At 70.4% G+C, this 23,990-nt stretch carries 20 protein-coding genes and 1 pseudogene; 10 read left to right on the plus strand and 11 right to left on the minus strand.

Going from position 1 to position 23,990, the window contains the following annotated elements:
- Positions 1-314: 314 nt before the first annotated feature.
- Entirely contained in the window at positions 315-932 is a 618-nt protein-coding gene (locus BIV24_RS05685) for a TetR/AcrR family transcriptional regulator (protein WP_071365042.1), read from the plus strand.
- A 34-nt stretch (positions 933-966) separates the two neighbouring features.
- On the opposite strand, the gene BIV24_RS05690 is transcribed toward BIV24_RS05685, so the two are convergent.
- Positions 967-2,061, minus strand: coding sequence for a PP2C family protein-serine/threonine phosphatase (locus tag BIV24_RS05690; protein ID WP_245766678.1), 1,095 nt, complete (start codon positions 2,059-2,061; stop codon positions 967-969).
- Between the two features lie 385 nt (positions 2,062-2,446).
- On the opposite strand from BIV24_RS05690, the gene BIV24_RS05695 reads away from it, so the two are divergent.
- Positions 2,447-3,406: a threonine/serine dehydratase family protein gene (locus BIV24_RS05695; RefSeq protein WP_071365044.1), complete on the plus strand. Its 960-nt coding sequence runs from the start codon at positions 2,447-2,449 to the stop codon at positions 3,404-3,406.
- Between the two features lie 199 nt (positions 3,407-3,605).
- Positions 3,606-3,893, plus strand: coding sequence for a hypothetical protein (locus tag BIV24_RS05700; protein ID WP_143064563.1), 288 nt, complete (start codon positions 3,606-3,608; stop codon positions 3,891-3,893).
- A gap of 41 nt (positions 3,894-3,934) precedes the next feature.
- Here BIV24_RS05700 and BIV24_RS05705 read toward each other — a convergent pair whose 3' ends face one another.
- From BIV24_RS05705 to BIV24_RS05720, 4 genes are all read right to left on the minus strand, one after another.
- Positions 3,935-4,918: an aldo/keto reductase gene (locus tag BIV24_RS05705; RefSeq protein ID WP_071365046.1), complete on the minus strand. Its 984-nt coding sequence runs from the start codon at positions 4,916-4,918 to the stop codon at positions 3,935-3,937.
- A 210-nt stretch (positions 4,919-5,128) separates the two neighbouring features.
- Entirely contained in the window at positions 5,129-5,521 is a 393-nt protein-coding gene (locus BIV24_RS05710) for a hypothetical protein (RefSeq protein WP_071365047.1), read from the minus strand.
- A 295-nt stretch (positions 5,522-5,816) separates the two neighbouring features.
- Positions 5,817-8,174, minus strand: coding sequence for a glycoside hydrolase family 65 protein (locus tag BIV24_RS05715; protein ID WP_071365048.1), 2,358 nt, complete (start codon positions 8,172-8,174; stop codon positions 5,817-5,819).
- Complete coding sequence (locus tag BIV24_RS05720) at positions 8,171-8,908, minus strand: HAD family hydrolase (protein ID WP_071365049.1); 738 nt, start codon at positions 8,906-8,908, stop codon at positions 8,171-8,173. The genes BIV24_RS05715 and BIV24_RS05720 overlap by 4 nt, the downstream gene beginning before the upstream one ends.
- Before the next feature lie 246 nt (positions 8,909-9,154).
- Between BIV24_RS05720 and BIV24_RS05725 the strand changes: the two genes are divergently transcribed.
- From BIV24_RS05725 to BIV24_RS05740, 4 genes are all read left to right on the plus strand, one after another.
- Positions 9,155-9,808: a nucleoside/nucleotide kinase family protein gene (locus tag BIV24_RS05725; RefSeq protein ID WP_071365050.1), complete on the plus strand. Its 654-nt coding sequence runs from the start codon at positions 9,155-9,157 to the stop codon at positions 9,806-9,808.
- Between the two features lie 115 nt (positions 9,809-9,923).
- On the plus strand, positions 9,924-11,099 hold the full coding sequence (locus tag BIV24_RS05730; RefSeq protein WP_071365051.1) for a permease: 1,176 nt from the start codon (positions 9,924-9,926) through the stop codon (positions 11,097-11,099).
- A 125-nt stretch (positions 11,100-11,224) separates the two neighbouring features.
- Positions 11,225-11,797, plus strand: coding sequence for a MarR family winged helix-turn-helix transcriptional regulator (locus tag BIV24_RS05735; RefSeq protein WP_071365052.1), 573 nt, complete (start codon positions 11,225-11,227; stop codon positions 11,795-11,797).
- Between the two features lie 288 nt (positions 11,798-12,085).
- Positions 12,086-13,264 carry a Cmx/CmrA family chloramphenicol efflux MFS transporter gene (locus BIV24_RS05740; RefSeq protein ID WP_071365053.1) on the plus strand — a complete coding sequence of 393 codons (1,179 nt, stop codon included), beginning with the start codon at positions 12,086-12,088 and terminating at the stop codon, positions 13,262-13,264.
- A gap of 27 nt (positions 13,265-13,291) precedes the next feature.
- Here BIV24_RS05740 and BIV24_RS05745 read toward each other — a convergent pair whose 3' ends face one another.
- Entirely contained in the window at positions 13,292-13,477 is a 186-nt protein-coding gene (locus tag BIV24_RS05745; RefSeq protein ID WP_071365054.1) for a hypothetical protein, read from the minus strand.
- A 573-nt stretch (positions 13,478-14,050) separates the two neighbouring features.
- On the opposite strand from BIV24_RS05745, the gene BIV24_RS05750 reads away from it, so the two are divergent.
- Complete coding sequence (locus BIV24_RS05750; protein ID WP_071365055.1) at positions 14,051-15,250, plus strand: Gfo/Idh/MocA family protein; 1,200 nt, start codon at positions 14,051-14,053, stop codon at positions 15,248-15,250.
- 49 nt (positions 15,251-15,299) lie between these two features.
- Here the strand turns inward: BIV24_RS05750 and BIV24_RS05755 are convergent, their stop codons facing one another.
- The 3 genes from BIV24_RS05755 to BIV24_RS05765 all read right to left on the minus strand — a co-directional run bounded on the left by BIV24_RS05755 (position 15,300) and on the right by BIV24_RS05765 (position 18,316).
- Positions 15,300-15,995, minus strand: a complete 696-nt coding sequence (locus BIV24_RS05755) for a L,D-transpeptidase family protein (RefSeq protein WP_071365056.1) — start codon at positions 15,993-15,995, stop codon at positions 15,300-15,302.
- A 259-nt stretch (positions 15,996-16,254) separates the two neighbouring features.
- On the minus strand, positions 16,255-17,634 hold the full coding sequence (locus tag BIV24_RS05760; RefSeq protein WP_071365057.1) for a sensor histidine kinase: 1,380 nt from the start codon (positions 17,632-17,634) through the stop codon (positions 16,255-16,257).
- 4 nt (positions 17,635-17,638) lie between these two features.
- Positions 17,639-18,316, minus strand: a complete 678-nt coding sequence (locus BIV24_RS05765; RefSeq protein WP_071365058.1) for a response regulator transcription factor — start codon at positions 18,314-18,316, stop codon at positions 17,639-17,641.
- Positions 18,317-18,543: 227 nt separating this feature from the next.
- Here BIV24_RS05765 and BIV24_RS05770 point away from each other — a divergent pair, with 227 nt between their 5' ends.
- Positions 18,544-18,768 carry a hypothetical protein gene (locus BIV24_RS05770; RefSeq protein WP_071365059.1) on the plus strand — a complete coding sequence of 75 codons (225 nt, stop codon included), beginning with the start codon at positions 18,544-18,546 and terminating at the stop codon, positions 18,766-18,768.
- 143 nt (positions 18,769-18,911) lie between these two features.
- On the opposite strand, the gene BIV24_RS05775 is transcribed toward BIV24_RS05770, so the two are convergent.
- Positions 18,912-20,045 (minus strand): glycosyltransferase family 4 protein, encoded by a 1,134-nt coding sequence (locus BIV24_RS05775; protein ID WP_071365060.1) that lies wholly within the window; start codon positions 20,043-20,045, stop codon positions 18,912-18,914.
- Positions 20,042-22,942, minus strand: coding sequence for a bifunctional glycosyltransferase/CDP-glycerol:glycerophosphate glycerophosphotransferase (locus tag BIV24_RS05780; protein ID WP_079168035.1), 2,901 nt, complete (start codon positions 22,940-22,942; stop codon positions 20,042-20,044). Before BIV24_RS05780 ends, BIV24_RS05775 begins: the two co-directional genes overlap by 4 nt.
- Positions 22,943-23,300: 358 nt before the next feature.
- Here BIV24_RS05780 and BIV24_RS05785 point away from each other — a divergent pair.
- Positions 23,301-23,974: pseudogene (locus BIV24_RS05785) on the plus strand (maltokinase N-terminal cap-like domain-containing protein).
- Positions 23,975-23,990: the final 16 nt, after the last annotated feature.

Below are 23,990 nucleotides of genomic sequence, written 5' to 3' on the forward strand. Positions count from 1 at the left end.
CTGGGGCTGGGGCTGGGGCTGGAACCAAGACTCGGACTCACGCGGCGCTGGGACCGGCGAGGGCTCCTGCCATCCGTACGCCTCAGCAGAATCCGGACCGTGCGGCGGCGGGGGATCCAACTGCCCGTCAGATCTCGGGGGTTCGGCTTCGTACGGCATCCTGCGGCCTCGTTCGTCGCTGTGCTGTGGCGGGAGAAATCTCACACATCCTGGCCGGACAGGACAGTCAAGTCCATGAGCAGTGTCATACCGGGTCTTCGAACTTGAGCGGTGCATCTCGTTAGGCGCGCTGACTGTTCGTCACTGCGTGTGATGTGCATGGCGGGACTGGCCCCTGGACGCAGGCGCCACGCCGCCGCCGGTCCGACGCCCGGCGCAGCATCGACGCCATCCTCAACGCGGCCCGGGTCGTGCTCGGCGAGCGGCCCGCCGCGAGCATGGAGGACATCGCCGCCACGGCCGGCGTCACGCGCCAGACCGTCTACGCGCACTTCCCTTCACGCGACGCCCTGGTCGCCGCCCTCGTCGAGGCCGCGGCCGCCGAATTCGCCGCCCTGCTTGACGACGCAGGCCTCGACACCGCCCCGCCCGCCGACGCGCTGGCCCAGTTCCTCGGCGCCGGCTGGCGATTCCTCGACCGCTATCCCATGCTGCTGAACGCCACCGCGGCCCGGATCCCGCGACCCGACAACGACCCCCATGACTTCGCGCCCCCACGGCTCGAACGGCTCATTCGGCGAGGCCAGCACACGGGCGACGTCGACCCGTCACTCCCCGCGGACTGGCTCGCCGCCGTCATTTTCGGGCTCCAGCACACGGCCGTGGCACAAGTCGCAACCGGGCGCCTCACCGCCCACGAGGCAGAGGCGCTGTGCCTGGAAAGCACACTGCGCCTCTGCGGCGGGGAGGCACGTCGCCCGAATCCGGCCTGATCCGAAAAAGACCCCTGGGGCGTACGGTCCCGGGCTACCCGTGGGTCTCGCCGGCGAGGCGGCACGCGGCGAGGGCGGCGGTGTCGTCGTCGAGGCTCCCGCCGCTGAAGGCGAGCAGGTCCTCGTGCAGGTGGTCGAGCAGTTCCCGGGGCGGGAGGGTGGCCCAACGCTGTACGCGGTCGATGAGCGGGTAGAAGACTCCGGCGCGGTCGCGTGTCTCTGTCACGCCGTCGGTGTAGAGCAGCAGTTGGTCGCCGGGATGGAAGGGCACCACGTCCACGTGGTAATGGTCCCCGACCAGAAAGCCGAGGTTGATCGGCGGGGAGGGATCGTCCGCATGCAGCTCGATGACCCCGCCGCGGCCGAGGAGCAGGGGCGGTGGATGGCCGCAGTTGACGAGGCGGGCCACGGGTTCCTCGTCGGAAATCTCGGCGAACACGGCGGTGACGAAGCGCTCCTCGCTCCCCGACAGTTGCTCGGCCCTGCGGCGCATGCTTCGCTCGACGCGGCGGGCCACCCCGGTCAGATCCGGCTCGTCGTGCGCGACCTCACGGAAGGCGCCGAGCATCGTCGCGGCCGTCTCCACCGCGACCAGGCCCTTGCCCCGGACGTCGCCGATGAGCAGGCGGACTCCGTGCGCGGTGGGCATCGCCTCGAACAGGTCGCCGCCGATGCGTGCCTCCGCGGCGGCGGCCAGGTAAAGGGTTTCGATGGAGACCTGGCCGAGGCGGTGGGGTACCGGGCGCAGCAGCACACGCTGCGCGGTCTCGGCCACGGAGCGCACGGTGGCGAGGGTGCGTTCCCGGCGTGTCCGGTGGGCGGCCAGGACCGTGCCGAGGACACCGACCAAGGCGGTGGCGATGTAGGAGGCCACGTAGTGGCGATCCCACAGGTACACCCCGGAGCGGCCCGCACAGCAGGTAGTGCCGGCCAGGACACCTTCGAGTACGACGGCGAAGACCGTGGTGGCGGCGACCATGGCGGGGCCGTGGGCGAAGGCGGCGATCACGGGGAGGGCGATGAGCAGATAACTCACCGGCCACTGCACGGGGGTGATCGGTTCGAGCACCAGAATCACCGCGGCATAAACGGCCGGCAGCCAGCGCATCCACAGGGGCGGGGCGGGCACGTGCAGGCCGCCTGTGCTGTCCGCCTGCGCCGGACGACGGCCTTCGGCTGTGCGGCGACCAGGCCACCTCACGGCTCGCTCCGGTGGTACTGACGCATCCGCTCACACGGCCTGAACACGAGAACTCCCGGCAGGGCTTGATCAAGACAACCGGCCTGATGCGGCTCACCCGCTCGACCCGACCACCACTCCGATCGGGCATGTCAGGATCTTCGGGATAAATCCTACGGCGCCGAGATCACCTGTGAGGAATCCGAGCCGCATGGGGCCGGACATCATCCGTGTCGGGTCGGGGACTCCCGTGACCGCCCGGCGCATGCCAGGGTGGGAGACAGCGCGACAGCGGCGTCGTGGCCGGATGGAACTGTCATGGGAGGCAGAGGCATTGATCGGGATCTCGGACGTACGCGCGGCCAGGGAGCAGATCGCCCCGCACATCGTGCGCACGCCCACGGTGGAAAGCCCCGGGCTCACCGCATTGCTCGGCGTTCCGGTGACCACCAAGCTGGAGTTGCTGCAGCGTACCGGGTCCTTCAAGGCACGCGGCGCGACGGCTCGGCTCCTCGCGCTCGACGAGGCGGAGCGGGCGGCGGGCGTGGTGGCCGTCAGCGGCGGCAACCATGGGATCGCGCTCGCGGTCATGGCCGCCGCGCTGGACGTGAAGGCGACGGTGGTGATGCCGCGGTCCGCACCCGCGCGGTCCATCGCGATCGTCGAGTCGACGGGCGCGTCTCTGCGGCTGACGGACGGGATGGGCGAGGCGTTCGCGCTGACGGAGCGGTTGCGGGACGAGGGGCTGACCCTGGTGCACCCGTTCGACGATCCGACGGTGATCGCCGGGCAGGGCACGGTCGGCCTCGAACTCGCCGAGGACGCGGGCGCACTGACGGACGTGCTGGTGAGCATCGGAGGCGGCGGACTGATCGCGGGCGTGGCGGCGGCGCTGCACGCCCAGCGGCCAGGGGTACGTGTCTGGGGCGTGGAGACAGAGGGTGCCGAGGCCATGTCCCGGGCGCTGGCGGCGGGTGGGCCGGTGCCCGTGGAGCTGTCGTCGGTCGTGACCACGCTCAGCGCGCCTACCGTCTCCCGGCTGACGTACGAGCATGTGTCGGCCCTGGTCACCGAGGTCCTGGTGGTGCCGGACGCGGAGGCGGTCCGGGGCAGCCTCGAACTCGCCGAGCACGCCAAGCTGTGGACCGAGCCGGCCGCGGGCTGTCTGCTGCCCGCAGCCCGGCAGGTACTGGAGCGGGTGGGCGACGGGGCCCGGCTGGGGCTGGTGGTATGTGGCGGCAACGCGTCCGTGGCGGACGTCATGGCGTGGGCCGAGCGGTACGGGCTGGGGTGAGCGAGGGTGGGACGCTGCCGGGGCCTTCCCTGTCCGCCATATCAGAGTGAAGGTCTCACCTGGTCAGCAGGTCTCTCCACAACGGCTTCAGCAGGTGGGATGCGCGGTGTCAGTGCGCTCGGCGAGAATGCGGGGTAAAGATCATCTAGTCCTCGCGGTGGATGACCGCCCACCCGTGTCCCGGAAAGGCCGACCGATCATGACGCGCCCTCGGCTCAGTGCCCGTGCTGCCGAAGTGCTGCGCCTGATCATGGATCAGCGTGTGCCGGTATTCCTCGTCGTGCATGCCAACGGGCGGCGTCGGTACGGCTATTGGCAGTCCGACGGCAGCCTCATGGCGCTGCCCTCCGACGAGTGCGACGCGTTGCACGCGGCCGGGCGGATCGTGCTCGGCGATCCCATGGTCGACCGGGCCAAGACAACCTACCGGGTGCGGGCCGCCACGCGCGGGACGTCCCGCGCGGCACGCTCCGCCCTGACGGCCTGACCGGTCGGAGACATCCCTCCGACCGGTCTCCCGACGAGTGCCTACCAGCGACCCTCTACCTGGTCCTTGATCTGCCGGTCGTACAGGTCCTGGATCGCGTCGAGCGTGTCCTGCGAGAGCCGGGGCAGCCTCGCGACCTCCGCGTTGGCGCGGGCCTGGTCCGCCGAGCGGGCGCCCGGGATCACCGCGGTCACGCCGGGCTGCTGGACGATCCAGGCGAGCGCCAGCTGGGCCGGGGTGAAGCCCTCCGGGGCGAGCTCGCCGAACTCGGCCGCCGCCTCCACGCCCGTCGCGAAGTCGACGCCGGAGAAGGTCTCACCCTGGTCGAAGGCCTCACCGTGACGGTTGAACGAGCGGTGGTCGTTCGCGGCGAAGACCGTGTCCTTGGTGTACTTGCCCGTCAGCAGGCCGGAGGCCAGCGGCACCCGGGCGATGATGCCCACGCCCGCCTCCCGCGCGGCCGGGAGGACGTGCCGCAGCGGCTTCATACGGAAGGGGTTGAGGATGATCTGCACGCTGGCCACGTTCGGGCGGGCGATCGCCGCCAGCGCCTCGTCGCACGTCTCGACGCTCACGCCGTACGCGGCGATCCGGTCCTCCTCGACCAGCGTGTCCAGGGCGTCGTACACCTCGCCGGAGGAGTAGACGGGCGTCGGCGGGCAGTGCAGCTGCACCAGATCGATACGGTCGACGCCGAGGTTGCGCCGGGAACGGTCGTTCCAGACGCGGAAGTTGTCCAGGACGTAGTTCTCCGGGATCTGGTCGACGCGGCGGCCCATCTTGGTCGCCACCAGCACATGCAGATCGGGCCTGCCGAGCAGGAAGGCGGCGATGGTCTGCTCGCTGCGCCCGTCACCGTACACATCGGCGGTGTCGAAGAAGGTCACTCCCGACTCGGCCGCCGCCTCCAGCACCTCATGGGCGTCCTTGTCGTCGACGTCGCCCCAATCCGCGCCCAGCTGCCAGGTGCCGAGGCCGATCACCGACGCGTGCTGCCCCGACCTGCGGAATTCTCGCTCTTCCATGCGGCCAGTCTTTCATCCCCACCGGTCGGCGCACGGAACGCCCCATCGTGTGTGCCGCACCCGGGGCATGCGCGCACCGGTCGGCGGCATGCCGTGACCACGGCCGGAACGGGTGTGCCGCGCGTCAGCCGGCCGCCGCGTATCGCTCCGCGGGGACCGGGTGGCCACTGATCCTGCGACCGTGCGAACACCGGCGCCCGGATATGAGCCTCAGGCCGTCTCGCGGCTCTCCAGCCGCAGCTCGATGTCGACCTCCTGATCGCCCGCGACCACGCCCAACTGGTGGACGACGAACGTCTCGTCCAGAACGCGACGCAGGCATTCCACCGCGCGGGGCTCGCCCTGAAGTTCGGCCGTCACCGGACCCGACAGGTGCGGCGGCTGCCCCGTCGTCCTCCCGGGCTTACCGAGGGTGGCGGATGTGTCGAACGTGCCGGTCCACATCGTGGGCCGGCCACCCTCGGCCTCGTGCGGTGCGTCCTCGGCGGCGCGGTCCGAGCCGAATCTGCGGCACAGTTCGGCGAACAGGCTTCCGGCGTCCGCCGCCGAGCAGCCGCTGATCACCACCTCGACCTGTGGTACGTGCGGAAGGGGCGAGTTCACGGCCGCTCCTCTCGTTCGATGGCCGACGCGAGTGCACACGCCGACGCCCCCCATGCACGACGGTACGGCCGATGCGGCGCGCCCGCCTGTCGGAGCCGACGCCGCGATGTCGATCTCCGAAACCGCCGGGTCGGCGTCGTCCGTGCGCGATGGCCGAGGATGTGGTCCGGTGTCCTGGCCGAGCAGTCCCGCGCGGGCATGTGCGATCACGCGGGCAGCGACCCCGGAGGCACGTGCTGCCGCTCACCGTGCCGATCGCACGGTGAGCAGCGCAGCATGCGGGCCCCGCCTCCCCTCAGCTCTCCGGGGCGTCCAGGTGGTTCGGACGCCGGTGCAGGGGCTGGTCCGGAGCCGGGCGCGGCTCGAGGAGGGGGACGGTGCGGGTGTGCGGCTTGTCCGCGTCGAGGGTGAGCGGGACATCGTGGTGGTGGACCGTCAGCGGATCGCCGTTCAGCAGCGTGTACGTGGCCTCCGCCCGGCCGATCTCCACCCGCAGCCGGCGGCCCCGTAGCTCCAGCGTGAAGGCGAGCCGGCCGAACTGCTCGGGCAGTCGCGGTGCGAAGTCGATCCGCGCCCCGTGGTGGCGCATGCCGCCGAAGCCCGCGACGAGCGCCATCCACGCTCCGGCAAGGGACGCGATGTGCAGGCCGTCGCGTGTGTTGTGCTCGAGATCCTCCAGATCCATCAGCGCGGCCTCGTGCAGATAGTCGTAGGCGAGCCGCAGATGGCCCGCCTCGGCGGCGATGACCGCCTGGCAGCACGCGGACAGGGACGAGTCACGGACGGTGAGCGGCTCGTAGTAGGCGAAGTTGCGCGCCTTGTGCTCCGCGTCGAAGAAGGTGCTGCACGTGCACATCGCCAGAACCAGGTCCGCCTGCTTGATCACCTGCTTGCGGTACAGGTCGAAGTACGGGAAGTGCAGCAGGAGCGGGTACTGGTCGGGGCGGGTCGCGGCGAAGTCCCAGCGCTGGTAGCGGGTGAACCCGGCGTGCTGTTCGTGTACGCGCAGTTCGTGGTTGTAGGGGACGTACATCGCCTCGGCGGCATCGCGCCAGGCCGTGCTCTCCTCCTCGTCGACGCCCAGTTCCTCGCCCCGGAGCGGATGGCGTTCGACGGCGTCCGCGGCCGCGCGGAGGTTCGCGCGCGCCATCAGGTTGGTGTACGTGTTGTCGTCGGCGACCGCGCTGTACTCGTCCGGTCCCGTCACTCCGTCGATGTGGAACGTGCCGTGGTGGTCGTGGTGGCCGAGCGACCGCCACAGCCGCGCCGTCTCCACCAGCAGCTCGACGCCGGTGTCGCGTTCGAAACGCTCGTCGCCGGTGGCGGACGTGTAGCGGACGACGGCGTCGGCGATGTCGGCGTTCACATGGAACGCGGCGGTGCCGGCCGGCCAGTACGCCGACCCCTCCGAGCCCTCGATGGTCCGCCATGGGAACGCCGCGCCGCGCAAACCGAGTTGGACGGCCCTGTCCCGGGCGGCGGGCAGTGTGTTCTGCCGCCACCGCAATGCCTCCGCGACCGCGCCGGGCGAGGTGTAGGTGAGCAGCGGCAGCACGAACGTCTCGGTGTCCCAGAAGGCATGACCGTCGTAGCCGGAGCCGGTCAGACCCTTGGCGGGGATCGCCCGCTGTTCGGCGCGCGCCCCGGCCTGCAGGACGTGGAAGAGCGCGAAGCGGACCGCCTGCTGGATCTTCTCGTCGCCGTCCACCTCGACGTCCGACCGCGCCCAGAAGTCGTCCAGATAGGCCCGCTGTTCGGCGACGAGACCGGACCAGCCCACGCTTGTGGCGGCGGCCAGCGCCGCGTCCACCTGGTCGCTGACCGCGGGCAGAGAACGCGTGCCGGACCAGCCGTAGGAGACGAACTTCTCCACCCTCAGCCGCTCGCCCGGGGCGAGCACGGTGGCGACGGTGAGGCGGGCGAGGTCGTCGGTCGCCTCGCTCTCGGTCGTGGTCGGCTCGGGGCCGCTGACGACATGGTCGGCGGCCGCGCCCACCCGCAGACCGCTCCTGCGCGTGCGGTGCACCAGTCGCAGCCGACCGTCCTTCGCGAAGTGCTCCTCCGCCTCCAGCGGCGACTCGAGGACGACCGCGGCACGGGGATCGCCGTCGTGGTCCGGGAGTTGCTCGTTCGCCACCAGCTCGGACTGCACCACGATGCGGGCCGGTGCGCCGACGGCCTCGACCTCGTAGGCGACGGCGGCGATCGCACGCTGGGTGAAGGAGACGAGACGCCTGGAGCGCACCCGGACCGTCGTGCCGGCCGGTGAGGTCCACTCGCAGGTCCGGGTGAGCAGTCCGGCGCGCAGATCGAGGACGCGTTCGTGGGAGCGCAGCAGGCCGTAGCGCAGATCGAAGGGCTCGTCGTCCACGAGTAACCGGATGATCTTGCCGTTGGTGACGTTGATGACGGTCTGCCCGGACTCCGGATAGCCGTATCCGGCCTCCGCGTAGGGCAGCGGATGGACCTCGTGGACGCCGTTGAGATAGGAGCCCGGCAGTCCGTGCGGCTCGCCCTCGTCGAGGTTGCCGCGCCATCCAACATGGCCGTTGGACAGCGCGAACACGGACTCGCTCTGCGGGAGGACATCGAGGTGCAGGCCCCGCTCGCGCAATGCCCAGGGCTCGACGGCGTACGACGTGTGCGTGATCACGGCCGCTCCCCCAGTTCCGCGAGGTCCGGTACGACGACGTCGGCTCCGTGGGCGCGCAGGGCGTCCGCCTGGCCGACCCGGTCCACGCCGACGACGTACCCGAAGTGGCCCGAGCGCCCGGCGTCCATCCCCGCGAGCGCGTCCTCGAAGACGGCGGCGGCCTTCGCCTCGACACCGAGGTCGAGGGCGGCGGCGAGGAAGGTGTCCGGGTGCGGCTTGCCGGGCAGGTGCCGCTGCGCCGCGACGACTCCGTCGATCGTCACGTCGAAGAGGTGTTCGGCGCGGATGGACCGCAGGACGTCGCGGCAGTTGGCACTGGAGGAGACGACGGCCGTGCGCAGCCCGGCGGCGCGCACCGCCTCGACGTACCGGATCGTGCCGTCGTACGCCTCGACGCCGTGGGTGCGGATCAACTCGAGGAGCAGGGTGTTCTTGCGGTTGCCGAGACCGTGGACGGTCTGCCGACCGGGCGGGTCGTCGGGATCGCCCTCGGGCAGACGGATGCTGCGGGAGGCGAGGAAGGTGCGGACGCCGTCGGCGCGGGGGCGCCCGTCGACGTACTCCTCGTAGTCGGCGTCGCCGAAGGGGCGGTAGCTGTCCCCGTCCCGCCGGCGCAGAAAGTCGTCGAACGTCTGCTTCCACGCGGCCGCGTGGACGACGGCGGTCTTGGTGATGACCCCGTCGAGGTCGAAGAGGCAGGCCTGGATGCCGTCCGGAAGACCGAGCTCTGTCATAGGAGCCACCTTCCCCCATGAACGCCGCGCAGAGGACGACAAGCGCCATATTGCACCGTCCCGCTGACGTCCCCGCGGCCCCCGTCGGCTCAGGTGCGCCTCCTCATCGGCGGTGGTGGTGGTGCCCGAGGCCTGTCCGCGGATCTCGCGATCCGGCACAACCTCTGCTCCAATAGCGACGACCGGGCACGCCACGCGACGCGCGCGGTTCACCGTCCACCACCTGGCAGCGAGCGGCGTACACCGATGACCTTCGACGACCTCCTGAAGCGGGCTGCGGCCCTGGCGCGCCCCGGCCGCCGCGCGATTCTCGGCATCACCGGAAGCCCAGGAGCGGGCAAGACGACGCTCGCCGAGCATGTGGTGCGCAAGCTGAACGACGACGGGCCGCCGTGGGTGGCGCACGTGCCCATGGACGGCTTCCACCTGGCCGACGCCGAACTCGACCGTCTGGGCCGCCGGGACCGCAAGGGCGCACCCGACACGTTCGACGCGGCCGGGTACGCGGCGCTGCTGCGGCGACTGCGCGCGGAGGAGAACGGCGAGATCGTGTACGCGCCGGGCTTCGAGCGGGTCCTCGAGCAGCCGCTCGCGGGGGCGCTCCCGGTACCCCCGACGGCCCGGCTGGTGGTGACGGAGGGCAACTACCTGCTGCTGGAGACGGGCGCCTGGGCCCGGGTCCGCCCGCAGTTGGACGAGGTGTGGTTCTGCGAGATCGACGAAGCGGAGCGCGTCCGCCGACTCGTCGCCCGCCACGAGGAGTTCGGCAAGGACCACGCCACGGCGGTCGCGTGGGTGCTGGGCACGGACCAGCGCAACGCGGACCTGGTCACCACGACGCGGGACCGGGCGGATGTCGTGGTGCCGAACACGGCGCTGCCGGCACCGCCGGTGCCCTGATCCGGCGCGGCACCACCCGACGTCCGCTGAGCCGGATATCGCGCCACATCGGTCGATTCATACCCCCTAGGGGTACAGTGGTCCCGTTTCGGACCACCGAGGGGAAGGGCGTCCCATGTGGCACGCGCTCGGGCACGCGCTCTCCATCACCGGGTCGATGACCTGGGAGATCACCTGGGCACTGATCCTCGGGTTCACCCTCTCCGCCGTGGTGCAGGCGGTGGTGCGCCGGTCGACGGTCGTCCGGCTGCTGGGTGACGACCGGCCTCGTACGCTCGCCCTGGCCGCCGGACTCGGTGCCGCGTCGTCCTCGTGCTCGTACGCGGCGGTCGCCCTGGCGCGCTCCTTGTTCCGCAAGGGCGCCGACTTCACCGCGGCGATGGCGTTCGAGATCGCCTCGACCAATCTCGTCATCGAACTCGGCGTGATCCTGGCCCTGTTGATGGGATGGCAGTTCACCGTCGCGGAGTTCGTCGGTGGACCGGTGATAATCGTGGTCCTCGCCGTTCTCTTCCGCCTCCTGCTGCGCGAGCGGATGCTGCGCCAGGCCCGTGAACAGGCCGACCGCGCTCTGGCCGGGTCCATGGAGGGGCATGCGGCGATGGACATGTCGGTGGGCGGCAGGGGTGGCTTCGTCCACCGGCTGTCCACCCGTGCGGGTCTCACGTCCGTCTCGCACATCTTCGTCATGGAGTGGGCGGCGATCCTGCGCGACCTGGTGGGCGGTCTGCTGATCGCGGGCGCCATCGCCGCATGGGTGCCGGACGACTTCTGGCGGACGTTCTTCCTGGCCGACCATCCGCTCGCGGCCAGGGTGATCGGGCCGCTCATCGGACCGCTCGTGGCGATCGCGACCTTCGTGTGCTCGATCGGCAACGTGCCGCTGGCGGTAGTGCTGTGGAAGGGCGGCATCAGCTTCGGCGGCGTGATCGCCTTCATCTACGCGGACCTGCTGATCCTGCCGATCCTGAACATCTACCGGAAGTACTACGGAGCGCGCATGGCCGCGTTCCTCCTCGGCACCTTCTACGTGGCGATGGTGGTCGCCGGTTACATCGTCGAGTTCGTCTTCGGTGGTCTGGGACTGGTCCCCGACCAGGCACGGGCCAGGCTTCCCGAGGAGGGCATCACCTGGAACTACACGACCTGGCTCAACATCGCGTTCCTGCTGCTGGCCGCGGCCCTGCTCGTACGCTTCCTGCGCACCGGCGGCGCCGCCATGCTGCGGATGATGGGCGGAGCGCCCGAGCGGGGGGAGCACCCGGGGGCTCATACGGGCCACCACCACTGATCCGCCACCACGGACCACGGCCATCCCCCGCACACGCGCCGCGCGATCTCCGTACAATTTGATGCCGAACGACCGAGCGGACGGACGAGCCGTCCGATTCCGGCGAGCAGACCCAAGGAGCACCCGTGCCCGGCCAGCGATCCATCACCGAGGCCGAGAAACTCGCCGCGGCCAAGCTCGGCGGCTTCCCGATCCGCCGGGACCAGATGGCTGCCGTGGCCAATATCTACCGGGCCGCGTCGGCGGTGCGGCAGCATCTGGAGAACTCCGTGCTGCGGGGGTCGGATCTGACCTGGACGGCGTTCGTCGTCCTGTGGGTGGTCTGGGTGTGGGGCGAGTCGGAGACCCGGCATGTGGCGGAGGAGGCGGGGATCTCCAAGGGAACCCTCACGGGCGTGGCACGCACACTGGAGTCCCGGGGGCTGGTGAAACGCGCCGGGCACCCCTCCGACGGCAGGCTGGTCCTGCTCAGCCTCACCGACGAGGGGGAGGAACTGATGCAGCGGGTCTTCCCGGCCTTCAACGAGGAAGAGGCCTTCGTCACAGGGCAGTTGAGCGATGCCGATTGCCGCGGCCTGGCCGAGGGGCTGCGCAGTGTCGTACTCCAGGTCGAGGAGCACGGCGAGGAACGCCGCCGCGCTCTGCTGGGCGGCGCCGAGCCCCCGCCGCGCCGCAGCGGCCGCCGCCCCAGGGCGTGACGCGGGCGAGGAGCCGCAGTGTGTTGCCGGGCATGACGTGGGTGGTGCAGGCCAACGCGGGGGAAACCGGGGTGCTTCGACAGGCACCGGCCGGGTAATGTGCGGGCCATGTCGAGCCCTGAGTCGGACACGGTGGGGGCTTTCGGTCACGCCGTCAGCCCCCTGAACCACTGAGTTCGCAGTTCTGCCGTCCCGCCGCGTTCCGCGGCCGGACGAGTGCGCCCTTGGGTGCTGACCGCGGTGACGAGATGTCTCCCCTCACGCTTCTCTTCACCCCGGAGTCACTCGATGCCTCTCCCGCTGTACCTGCTCGCCATGGCGATCTTCGCCATGGGGACCTCTGAATTCATGCTCGCCGGCCTCTTGCCGGACATCGCCTCGGACCTCGACGTGACCGTCGGGACAGCAGGCATGCTCACCTCGGCCTTCGCGATCGGAATGATCGTCGGCGCCCCGCTCATGGCCGGGCTTGCCCGCACCTGGCCGAGTCGGTCCAGCCTCCTCGGGTTCGTCCTCATGTTCTTGGCCGCCCACGCCATGGGGGCTGTCACCGGCAGCTTCCCTGTCCTGCTCGCGACCCGGGCGGTCGCCGTGCTCGCGAACGCGGGGTTCCTCGCTGTAGCCCTGACGACCGCGGCCGCGATGGTCTCGCCCGACAGGAAGGGACGTGCGCTCGCCGTGCTGCTGTCGGGCACGACGGTGGCCACGATCGCCGGGGTCCCAGCAGGATCGGTACTCGGCACGGTGCTCGGCTGGCGGGCCACGTTCTGGGCCGTCGCCGTACTCTGCCTGCCCGCGGCGATCGGCATCCTCATGGGAATCCCCACACGCCCGGTACGGGAAGGCGCGGCTGACGGACCGGCCTTGCGGTCAGAGCTCGCGCAGCTCAGGAGTCCGCGGTTGATCCTGGTCATGCTGGTCGGCGCGCTGGTGAACGCGGCGACCTTCGGAAGCTTCACCTTCCTCGCCCCGGTCGTGACCGACGCCGCCGGGCTGGGGAAGCTGTGGATCTCTGTCGTTCTGGTGCTCTTCGGCGCCGGCTCCTTCGTGGGTGTCACCGTCGCCGGCCGGCTCTGCGACCATCACCCCGGCCTGGTCATCGCAGCCGGCGGTCCGCTCCTGCTCATCGGCTGGCCGGCGCTGGCCGTGCTGGCGCAAAAGCCGGCCGCTCTGCTCTTCCTCGTGTTCCTGCAAGGCGCGCTGTCGTTCGCGCTGGGCAGCACGCTGATCACCCGGGTCCTGTACGAGGCGGCTGGAGCCCCCACGATGGCCGGCTCGTACGCGACCGCCGCACTCAACGTCGGCGCGGCCGTCGGACCCCTCATCGCCGCGACCACCCTCGGCACGGCGGTCGGGGACCTCGGGCCGCTCTGGGCAAGCGGACTTCTCGTCGCGATCGCGCTGCTCGTCGCGTTCCCGCTCCGCGCTGCGATCGCCGTCGGCCGGGACGACGAACTGCTCCGGTGACGCACGGCGCGTGGGCCGAGCGGGCGCTCACGCCGCTTCCGTGTCCTTCGGGGAGGCCGCGGCCCATTCCATGACGAGTCGCTGGTACTCCCGCCGCTCCTCGGCGTTCAGCGATCCGCCGCTCCGGAACCACAAGGCCCGGATCTCCTCGTTGACCTCGTCGGCGGAACGTTCCGCTGCGGGTTCAGGAGTGGTGGACATGCCGTGAAGCATACGGGGCTTGGTGTGAAGGCGTCGTGAGCAATCAGGCGCCTTCCGGCATTCCGGACCGTGAAGCTGATCACTCATGGTCGCAGGGCCGTTGACGCCTCAACGGCTAGTGCCGCGGCAGGCAACGTTTGCCCGTTGAGGAGCGGCGTCGTGGGGGCACCTCCCGCTCTGGGGGTCCCCCCGCTCGAGCGGAGTCGAGAGTGGGGGAGAAGCCGAGAGTGGGGGAGCGTGCTCTGGGGGTCCCCCCTGCTCGAAGAGCTTGGGGGAGTGCCGGCCGGAAGCCCTCGTACTGGACGTACTTGGGCTTTCGGTCGGCGCGGCGAGTGGGGGTACCCCCTGCTCGAAGAGCTTGGGGGAGGCGTGCCGGGCGTCGCGACGGGGCAAACGTTGCCTGTTGCGGCACTAGACGGCGCTGCCACGTTCGGAGGTGAGCGTGTCGCGGCGAGTTCGGCGCAGGAGTCTTGACGCAGGGATTCCTCCGCCTCAAAGGTAACGGCGGAGCGCCCGTGAACGGCCGCGACAAGACCACATCAGCCAGATCCATCCGGTCCTCTCCCAGCGAAGGGCACACACCCGATGACGTTCTCGCTCGGCATCGTCGGCGCCGGCCAGTTCTCCGGCCAGTTCGCCAAGTTGTTCCTGGCCCACCCCGGCGTCGGCGACGTGTATGTCACCGACCTGCTCCCCGAACGGGCCGAGCACCTCGCCGCCGCCGAGGGCCTCACCGGCACGTTCCCCTCGTACGAGGCCATGCTGGAGTCGAAGGCCGTCGACGCGGTCGCGATCTTCACCCAGCGCTGGACGCATGGTCCCCTGGTGATCCAGGGGTTGAACGCCGGCAAACACGTGTACTCCGCCGTTCCGATGGCGATCAACACGGAGGAGATCACGGCGATCATCGGCGCGGTCAAGGCGACCGGGCTGACGTACATGATGGGCGAGACCAGTCAGTACAACCCGGCGACGGTGCACGCCCGCAACCGTATCGCCGAGGGCGCCTTCGGGCGGCTCTTCTACGCCGAGGGCGACTACGTCCACGACATGGACCTCGGGTTCTACGAGGCGTACCAGTACAGCGGCGGCGCCAACTGGAAAGCGACGGCCAGCTATCCCCCGCTGCTCTACCCGACCCACTCGGTGGGCGGTGTGCTCGGCGCCTGGCGGACGCACGCGGTGAGTGTGTCCGCGATCGGGGTGCGCGACGAGCGCGGGGACGGCGTGTTCGACAAGGGGATCAGCCAGTTCGACAACGACTTCTCCAACGCCACCGCCCTGTTCGAGGTGGCGGGCGGCGGCTCGTTCCGCACCAACGAGTTCCGCCGGGTCGGCTACCCCTCGCACATCCGGGAGTCGCGTTTCCGGTTCTTCGGTACGGAGGCGAGCATGGAGCAGCTCGCCACGGCGGCGCTGTGGCAGGACAAGAACGGGGTGAAGGACATCTCGGAGCTGCTGGAACCCAAGCCCACCATGTCTCCTGACGATGCGTCACTGGCGCACATCGCGCCGGAGCTGCGGGCCGCCTTCACCTCGGGTTCGGCTCCGGTGCACGACCGGTCGCGACTGCCAAGGGAGTTCGACACCCTGCACAACGGGCACGAGGGAAGCCATCACTTCCTGGTGGACGACTTCGTGACGGCGGTGGGCACCCGCACCCTGCCGTCGGTGAACGCCTGGGTCGCGGCCCGCTACACCCTGCCGGGGATCATCGCGCACGAGTCGGCACTGAAGGGTGGAGTCCGCCTGGACATCCCGGACTTCGGGGATGCACCCGCTTGACTCCGCGATCGGTCCGGCCGTTGACGGCAACGGCCGGACCGTCCGCGTGTCAGGTGCCGGGCTTGCGGCCGTACACGAACACGTCGTCGCCGTTCTTCAGCAGCGACCAGTACTTCTTGGCGTCGGTCTTGGTCATGTTGACGCAGCCGTGCGACCCCGGCGGGTTCCACACACTGACGCCGACCGAGTGGAAGGCCTGCCCGCCGTCGAAGAACTGACTGTAGGGCATGGGAGTGTCGTACAGGCTGGACACGTGGTTGATGTCCCGCCAGTAGATCTTCTTCAGTCCGGTACGGGTCACGAAGCCCTTGCGGCCGGTACGGACCGGGACGGGGCCGTAGACGAGACGGTTGCCGTCCTGGATCCAGCTGAGCTGGAGCGTGAGGTTGACGCAGGCGATGCGGCCCTTGTTGACGGGGCACTTCCCGTCCTTGTTGGGCTTGTTCCCCACGGCCTTCTGCTTGTTCATCAGGTCCATCACGCCCCAGGTGGCGGGGCCCGCGTAGCCGGCGGCCGGGGTGATGCGGTGCTTGTTCTGGAAGGCCTGGATCGCCTTGCAGTCGGCCGAGGACTGCTTGCCGTCAACTGGCCGGCCGAGGAACTTCTCCACCTGCTTCTGATACGGACCGGTCTGTGTGGTGCAACTCGCGGCTTGTGCGGGCGCGGCACCGAGCGCGACAGTGAGCGGAGCGGTCAGGGCGATGATCCCGAGCGCGACGGCTCCCCGTCTACGTATGTCCCCCATGGGCAGGCCTTTCGTCTTTTGTCCGGCGGCTACCGTACACGGCGTGTTTCTTGCTGATTAGACCGCCCCCGGAGCCCATGGGTTGTGGTGCGCTGCACACTGCGACGAAACGGTGACATTCCGTTCCGCGTAGCTGGTCCGCCTGCTGTTTGCGGCCGTACGCGAGGAGGCTGCCGAAGGCCCGGTCGAGGTCGGTGGCGCGGCCGGATGCCGTCGAAGTCGGCGCCGAAGCGGGCTGCGGTCCGGCTGACCGCCCGGGTCAGAGGTCGGTCGCCGGGATGCGGACCACGATGCGGGCACCCGGATGGTGGTCCTCGATGTGAATGTGGCCGTTGTGGGCCGTGATGACCTCGTGGGCGATCGCCAGCCCCAGGCCGCTTCCGCCGGTGTCCCGGGCGCGGGCGCCGTCCAGGCGGGTGAAGCGCTCGAAGACGCGGCGCCGGTCGGCCTCCGGGATGCCGGGGCCGTCGTCGGCGACGACCAGGGTCGCGGTGCCGTCGCGTACGCCGAGGCTCACAACGATCCGGTCGACGGCGTACCGGATGGCGTTGTCCAGCAGATTGCGCACGACCCGGGCCAGAGCCTCCCCGTCTCCGTACACACGGGCGGCGCTGACGGCGTGCTGGTCGACGAGGAGGGAGGTGCTCAGGCGGACGCGAAACACCTCGTGGAAGACGATCTCGTCCAGGTCCACGGGGCGTTTGCGCAGCCGGGGCCGGGCGTCGAGGCGGGCCAGTCGTACAAGGTCGTCGACGAGCCGGGACAGCCGCTCGCTCTCCTCGATCAGGGCCGGACCCCGTGTGCTCCAGTCCGCGGAGCCCGGGTGCCGCACGGCCACTTCCAACTGCGTGTGCAGGCTGCTCAGGGGGCTGCGCAGCTCATGGGCGGCGTCGGCGACGAACTCCCGCTGGCGTTGTGTCGAGGCGTCCAGCCGGGCGAGCAGATCGTTGAGGGTCCGCGCCAGCCGGCCGAGGGCGTCGTCGGCGGGCGGTACGTCCAGTCGGCGGCCGAGGTCGGAGACCGTGATCTCGGCGGCCTGGGAGCGCAGGGCCTCCACGGGGCGCAGGGCCCGCCCGGTCAGCAGCCAGACCACGCCGGTGAGCACGGTGGCGGCCAGCGGTACGCCAATGGCCAGGGCTCCGGTGAGCATGGCCAGGTTGTGCTCCACGGCCTCGGTGGGCACGGCGACGTACACGGTCATCGGGTCCCTGTCGGGTCCGGCGGCGATCCCCACCGCACGCCATGTGTCGTCCCCGGTCAGGGGCAGGCCGTGCACGCTGTGGGCCTGCGGCGCGCTGGAGGAGGTCGCCGGAGGGAAGGCGAAGAGCGCGGGTTTGCCCGCCAGATTCGCCGAACTGGACCGCACGATGTGTCTGGCGTCGATGACCTGCACCGCGGTGACGCCCTTGCTGGAGGCGGGCAGGGTGTGGGGAAGTCTTCCGGTTTCGATGTTCGCGGCGATGACCTGGGCCTTGTCGAACGCGGTCTGGTCCAGTCCGCCGATCAGACTCATGCGCAGCCAGACGCCCAGCAGCAACGAGGCGCCGACCAGGGCAGCCGTGATCATCAGGGCCGCCGCGGCGGTCAGTCTGAGACGCAGGGAGCGCCGGGCCCACCACGCGGGGACGGGAATACGCACCGGCTCACCTCCCGGTGCCACGCAATCGGTAGCCGGCGCCACGGACGGTCTCGATCGTCCGGCGGCCGAACGGGGCGTCGATCTTGCGCCGCACATAGCCGACGTAGACCTCGACGATGTTGGTGTCGCCGTCGAAGTTCTCCTCCCAGACGTGCTCGAGGATGTCCGTCTTGCTGACCACCTCGTCGGGATGCCGGAGCAGGAACTCCAGGAGCGTGAACTCCCGTGCGGTCAGGGTGATCTCCTGGCCCCCGCGATGGCAGCGGCGTCGTGCCGGGTCCAGATCGAGGTCACCGGCCGTGAGCACCGCGGGCCGGGCGGGGGCCCCGCGGCGCAGCAGCGCCCGCAGATGGGCGACCAGTACGACATAGGAGAACGGCTTGCTCAGGTAGTCGTCGGCGCCGAGGTCGAGGGCGTCCGCCTCGTCGTACTCGCCATCCTTCGCGGTGAGGATGAGAACGGGTGTCCAGACGCTGGCGGCCCGCAGTCGCTTGAGGACCTCGTATCCGGACATGCGCGGCAGCATGAGGTCCAGCACGATCGCGTCGTGCGACTCATGGACCGCGCTCCACAGCCCGTCGACTCCGTCGTAGGCGACATCGGCGACGAAGCCCTCCTCGGCGAGCCCTCGGGCGATCGCCGCGGCGAGTCCCCGTTCGTCCTCGATCACCAGCACTCGCATGAGCGGCCTCCCTTCCACCCTACGAAGAGATGGTGAGGGCCGCGCGACGAGCACGCCTGGTGGCGGCGGGCCTACGTGTGGTCCCCGGCTGGATGGCCGGCCGCCGTCGGCGCCACCCCTCTCAGCCTCCTCTCAGCCGGCCTCAGCCTCCTCTCAGCGCCCCTGTCACACCTTGGGGTCATCGAGATGAAGCAGGGCTTGCGTGCCCGCCAGAAGGGAGAGTCACGATGACGAGCGTCCGACGCAGGGTCGCCCTGATCGCCGGCACGATGCTGCTGGCCGGAGCAGCGAGCAGTGGTGTCGCGATGGCGAGCGCCCCTCCGGCGGTGCACACCGCCGTTCAGGCGTCCGTGGAGCACGGGGGCCACGGCCACGGCCACGGCCACGGCCACGGTCACGGTCACGGCCACGACTTCCGCGGCCACGGCTTCCGCGGCCACGGAAGGTACTGACTGCCACTGACCGACGACCGGGTGCCGGCTCGTGCCTGGGAAACGACCGGGTGCCGGCTCGTGCCTGGGAAACGACCGGGTGTCGGCTCGTGCCTGGGAGGCACGGACCGGCACCCGAGCGCGATCCCCGGGGGCGCCGCCCGTCAGCGCTCCAGGAAGTCGAAGAGTTCCTCCCAGCGGCGTGTGATCACGTCGGGGGCGAAACGCAGCACGTTCTCCCGGGCCCGCTCCCCCATCGCGTCGCGCAGGTTCTCGTCGGCCATCAACCGCACGAGATGGCATGCGAGTTCGGAGACGTCGCCGTGCCGGGCCAGGAGCCCGTCCTCGCCGTTCCTGACGATCTCGCGCACGCCGGGCGAGCAGTCGAACGCGACACACGGCACGCCGCAGGCCATCGCCTCCAGCAGGACGAGCGGAAATCCCTCGCCACGGGAGGACTGGACGAACACGGACGACCGCCCAAGGGCCCCGATCACGTTGTCGGTCTGCCCCGCCCACTCCACCGAGTCGTCCAGACCGAGGTCGGTGCACTGCCGGCGCAGCGCCGCCTCATGTTCGCCGGCACCGTAGACACGCAGGATCCAGCCCGGTTGCCGCGGCGCGGCCTCGGCCCAGACGTCCAGCAGCAGGTCGACGCCCTTCGCGTGACTGAGCCGGCCGATGCTGGCCACCACCTTCTCCGTGCGCGGTGAGGGGGCGCTGGGCGTCACGGGCAGCGGATTGGGCAGGAACCCGACGTTGTTGAGTCCCTCCCCCGTCCAGAGGTCGGCGTCCTCCTGGGTGAGGACCAGCAGCCGGTCCACGTCCCTGTAGTACCTGCGCACGCGCCCGAAGCGCGAGGAGCGGCGGGATGCCGCGAACGACTCGTGGCTCATGCCGATGACCGGGTGCCCGGCGGTGTCCGCGAGCGCCACCCACTCCATCGCCCACACCTGGGTCACGATGATCACGGCGCCGGGCCGCGCGGCCCGGAACACCGAGGACAGGCGCTCCGCGGCGGCGCGCCTGTCCGCCTCCTGGATGCGGGCGGCCGGATGGAGCCGGCCGAGCGGGAAGTGGGGCCTGTGGCGGCCCGGAGGTCGCCGCTCGTACAAGGTCAGTGTCTCGTACGGTGGGCGCGCTCCGAGGTCCATCGGTACCTCGGGCGGGGCGATGCCGATGATCCGGACCCGGTGGCCGCGCTCGGACAGCAGCCGGGCCATCTGTTCCTGCCAGCGGCCCACGCCGCCGAGTTCGTTGACCTCGTTGGCGACGAAGAAGATCTCACGCTGCGTCATCGGGCCTCTCCCGCAGGGCCGAAGAAACGGTCCACGATGCGAGCCGCCGCGTCCCCGCGGTCGTACTCGCCGTACTTGTCCACGAACTCCTTGAGCCGCGCCTCGTACCGGGCGCCCACGGTGCGCAGGTCGGACAGCGCGGCGAAGAGTTCGTCCTCGGTGTGGGCGACCGGGCCAGGGGCCTCGGCGAGGAGGTCGAAGTACGTGCCGCGTGTGTCCTGGGAGTACTCCTCCCAGTCGTGGGCGTAGAACACCAGGGGCCGGCGCAGCAACGCATAGTCGAACATCACCGACGAGTAGTCGGTGATCAGGGCGTCGGACAGCAGGAGGAGCGGCGTGATGTCCCCTTCGCCCGTCACGTCGATCACCCGGCCCGCCACCGACGGCGGGAGGGCGACCTGGTTCAGATAATGGGAGCGGACCAGCAGCGTGTACTGGTCCCCGAAGCGGTCGGCGAAGCGCTCGACGTCGAAGGGGAACGCGAAGGCCCGCAGCCCTCCGTCGGCGCGGGCTCGGAACGTGGGCGCGTACAGCAGCACGCGGCGGTGCGGACGGACGCCGAGGCGTTCGGCGAGCCGGCGCAGCGCCGGGTCGGGCGTCTGGGGGGCGCGGGCCGCCCGTACCAGGGCGTCGTTGCGGGGATAGCCGATCCGTAGGAGTTTCTCCTCAGGGATGCGGTAGGCGCGGGCGAGGGTGCGGACATCGTGTTCGCTGCGGACCACGAAATGGTCGAAGCGGTCCAGTGCCTCCTGGTAGGAGAGCTGGGCCTGCTCGGACATCACCCGCTGGGCGGGCTGGTCGAAGCCCATCTTCTTGAGTGCCGTACCGTGCCAGGTCTGGATGTAGGTGGTCTCGGGCCGCTTGGCCAGCCTGAGCGGGAATCCCTGGTTGTCGATCCAGAACTCGGCCCGGGCCAGCGCCCGGAGGTAGCGCCAGGACCAGCGGCGGACGAGTTCCGCGTCCTTCGGGAAGCCGGTGGGCCTCGCCCCCGCGTAGGACCAGATGGCGGTGACGGGCACTCGGTGGCGCCTGAGTTCCTCGTAGACGGCGCGGGGGCTGTCGCTGTACTGCTTGCCGAGGTGGCTCTCGAAGACGACGGTGCCCTTGCGGACCGGGAGCAGTTGCAGCATGCGGTGGTAGACCTGCACTTTGCGCGACCCGGAGGTCAGCTCCCTGCGGACGGCCCTCAGTCCCCGGTAGGCGTGCTTGGCGGCCCTGGCGGCGGGCCCGTGCAGATTGCGGTCCACGAGGGCGCGCCCGCGCAGCGCCGCCGTACCGTGCTGGGCGAGCCGGAAGGCCAGGTGGCCTTTGGCGGAGACCTGCGGTTCGAGCCGGTCCGCCACGAACCGGCTCAGCCGGGGGCGCACCGGCACGGAGCCGGCGTTCTCCAGGTCCACGTTGCCCACCGTGAGCCGGGTCGTGGTCCGCTTCCCGTCCGCCGTCAGGTACAGCCGTACGTCCCACACTTCGTCCAGAACGCCCACCGGCCGCAGCCGACGCGCCAGCGGGACGGCTGCCTGCCAGGTGATGGCATCACCCTCGTGACGTACGGTCCGTACGGGGAAGCGGAAGGTCTGCAGGCTGCGACGGCGGGCCCGGAACTCCAGTTCGGCGGCGAGGTGGGCGTCCGCGGCAATGGTGTGCAGCGGATTGACCACCGCGCCTTGAAGGAGCACCTCGTCGCCGTGCACGGCGTACCCGGTGAGCAGGTTGCGCAGGAACATCCGGTCCAGTGGTCTGCCGTGGTACCCGAGGCCGGTGACGTCCATGATGCCGCGTGCCGTCGGATCGCCCAGGTCCCCGTCGCACCAGTAGATGCGGCCGTCCCGCTCGACGAGCGGCGCGGAGATCTTCTTCCGGTTGATCAGCGTGTCCACGGCCGGCATCAGATGGACCCAGTCCTCCCGCATCAGCAGGTAGGCGCAGATGGCGTGCACCGGGTCCAGACGGTCGTACGCCGCCTGGGGGAAGTCCTGGATGTAGCCGCGGGCCAGCTCCGCGAAGCGGTGGCGGTAGACGTCGTCGAGGAACGGCAGGTCGCGCAGGTAGAGGACGAGATCGTGCTTGAGGAACTTGATGTCCTTGCACAGCTTGAGCTCGCCGAGGCCGCGCCGGTTCAGCAGGGCGTCGATGCGGCGGTGGATCTCCAGCCGGTCGGTGAAGTTGTTGATCTCATGGCGCCGGTTGCTGATCGACTTGGCCGTGGTCTTCTCGGCCACGTTCCAGAAGTAGACCGTGTGGGGGATCAGGGTGATCCGCCCCGCCGCGAGATACGCCTCGGCGGAGAACAGCAGGTCCTCGTAGTGGATGCCCCGGGGGAAGGTGAGCCCGTTCTCGACGAGGAACGCACGCCGGTAGCACTTGTTGGTGGACAGGGTGTCGAAGACGAAGAGATCCGGCAGCTCGGCGATGGACTCGACGGTCCTCGTCGCCCGGTAGAGCCACGGGTACCAGGGAATCCGCTTCTCGTGTCTGCTGTCGGTGTGGACCCGGACGCACCGTCCCGAGACCAGGTCGGCGCCGGTGCGGTCGGCTGCCTCCAGCAGATTGCGGCACGCGTTGGACTCCAGGGTGTCGTCGCTGTCCAGGAACATGACGTAGCGTCCGCGGGCCACGGCCATGCCCTGGTTACGGGGTTCTCCGCAGCCACCGCTGTTCTCGGGCAGCCGGATCGCCCGTACGCGTCCGGGATGGGCGGCGGCGAGCGACGTGGCGACGCCATAGGACCCGTCGGTCGAACAGTCGTCCGCGATGATCACTTCCACGCGGCGCAGCGTCTGGTCGAGCACGGAGCGCACGGCTGCCGGGAGGCGCTGGGCATCGTTGTAGACGATGACGACCACGCTGATGTCCGGCCCCGCCACGCCTGACTCGGGGGTAACGATCGACACGGCCACCTCTCGTCTCGGGTTCCGACACTCCGGGCGGCGGCCTTGTCATCGCCGCTGCTCCCGGAGCACGCGAACGCATCCCGCGGACAGGGGTGCACGCCCCGATTCCACGACGGGCGCGGACCTGACGACTCATAGGATTGCGTGGGGCGGCGAGGGCGGTGCCCCTCCGCCCTTCCACGCTACGTGACGGCGCCTCGGTCAACGCCATCTCCGACACGCGCCGGTCGGGTATCGTCCGCGCCGCGCGCACGGCGGTGCCGGCCGCAGCGGGAGGGAGTCCTGTTCGCCGTACCGCGGCACCGGCCGCGCGAGCGTGAGCGCACAGCGGGAATCCGCCTTCGACGGTATGCGTTGACACGGCATGGCGATCATTCACAGGACCACCCTGGCCCCCACCAAGCTGGAGCACCTCACCTCCTGGCTTCCCCGGCAGCCCTGGTATCTCGGCGGTGCGGACCGGCAGCCGGTGCTGTCCAAGGGCGGCGGGTTCCGGCTGGACGACCCCGAGGGCGAGGTCGGTATCGAGTTCCTCGTGGCCACCGACGAGTCCGGCGACCGGCCGGTGTCGTACCACGTACCGCTCAGTTACCGGGGCGCGCCCCTCGAGGGTGCCGAACAGGCCCTCATCGGCATCTCCGAACACGGCGTGCTGGGAGGGCGGTGGATCTACGACGGAACCCACGACCCGGTGCTGGCGACCCAGTTGCTGGCCTGCTGCAGGGCCGCGCCGAACCACAGGCGCAGAGCCTGACGGACACTCCCGACCCGACCGTCACCGACCACTTCTCCGGCACCGGGGTCCCGACCGGCATCGTCCCCGCGGCCGTCGCCCACGGTCCCGACGGAACCCGTCTCACCGTGGACCCCGCCGGATCCGCGTCCGCCCGGCGGCCGGCCGTCCACGTGACGCGCGTCCTGGAACCCGGCGGCACCGCCCCGGCAGGCGCCTCGGGCCACGTCATCGCGGGCTGGCGCTCCCCGGACGGCACAGAGCACCACTCCGTGTTCGCCGTCCTCCACGACGCCGGGTCCTGACCCACACAGCCGGCCC

This window comes from Streptomyces colonosanans, from assembly GCF_001866645.1.
Classification (GTDB): domain Bacteria; phylum Actinomycetota; class Actinomycetes; order Streptomycetales; family Streptomycetaceae; genus Streptomyces; species Streptomyces colonosanans.

Excerpts from the sequence above, each read along its gene's own strand:
- BIV24_RS05700 (WP_143064563.1), top strand. The coding sequence starts at position 3,606 with ATGACGCGCCCTCGGCTCAGTGCCCGTGCTGCCGAAGTGCTGCGCCTG.
- BIV24_RS05705 (WP_071365046.1), bottom strand. The coding sequence starts at position 4,918 with ATGGAAGAGCGAGAATTCCGCAGGTCGGGGCAGCACGCGTCGGTGATC.
- BIV24_RS05720 (WP_071365049.1), bottom strand. The coding sequence starts at position 8,908 with ATGACAGAGCTCGGTCTTCCGGACGGCATCCAGGCCTGCCTCTTCGAC.
- BIV24_RS05725 (WP_071365050.1), top strand. The coding sequence starts at position 9,155 with ATGACCTTCGACGACCTCCTGAAGCGGGCTGCGGCCCTGGCGCGCCCC.
- BIV24_RS05730 (WP_071365051.1), top strand. The coding sequence starts at position 9,924 with ATGTGGCACGCGCTCGGGCACGCGCTCTCCATCACCGGGTCGATGACC.
- BIV24_RS05740 (WP_071365053.1), top strand. The coding sequence starts at position 12,086 with ATGCCTCTCCCGCTGTACCTGCTCGCCATGGCGATCTTCGCCATGGGG.
- BIV24_RS05745 (WP_071365054.1), bottom strand. The coding sequence starts at position 13,477 with ATGCTTCACGGCATGTCCACCACTCCTGAACCCGCAGCGGAACGTTCC.
- BIV24_RS05750 (WP_071365055.1), top strand. The coding sequence starts at position 14,051 with ATGACGTTCTCGCTCGGCATCGTCGGCGCCGGCCAGTTCTCCGGCCAG.
- BIV24_RS05755 (WP_071365056.1), bottom strand. The coding sequence starts at position 15,995 with ATGGGGGACATACGTAGACGGGGAGCCGTCGCGCTCGGGATCATCGCC.
- BIV24_RS05765 (WP_071365058.1), bottom strand. The coding sequence starts at position 18,316 with ATGCGAGTGCTGGTGATCGAGGACGAACGGGGACTCGCCGCGGCGATC.
- BIV24_RS05770 (WP_071365059.1), top strand. The coding sequence starts at position 18,544 with ATGACGAGCGTCCGACGCAGGGTCGCCCTGATCGCCGGCACGATGCTG.
- BIV24_RS05775 (WP_071365060.1), bottom strand. The coding sequence starts at position 20,045 with ATGACGCAGCGTGAGATCTTCTTCGTCGCCAACGAGGTCAACGAACTC.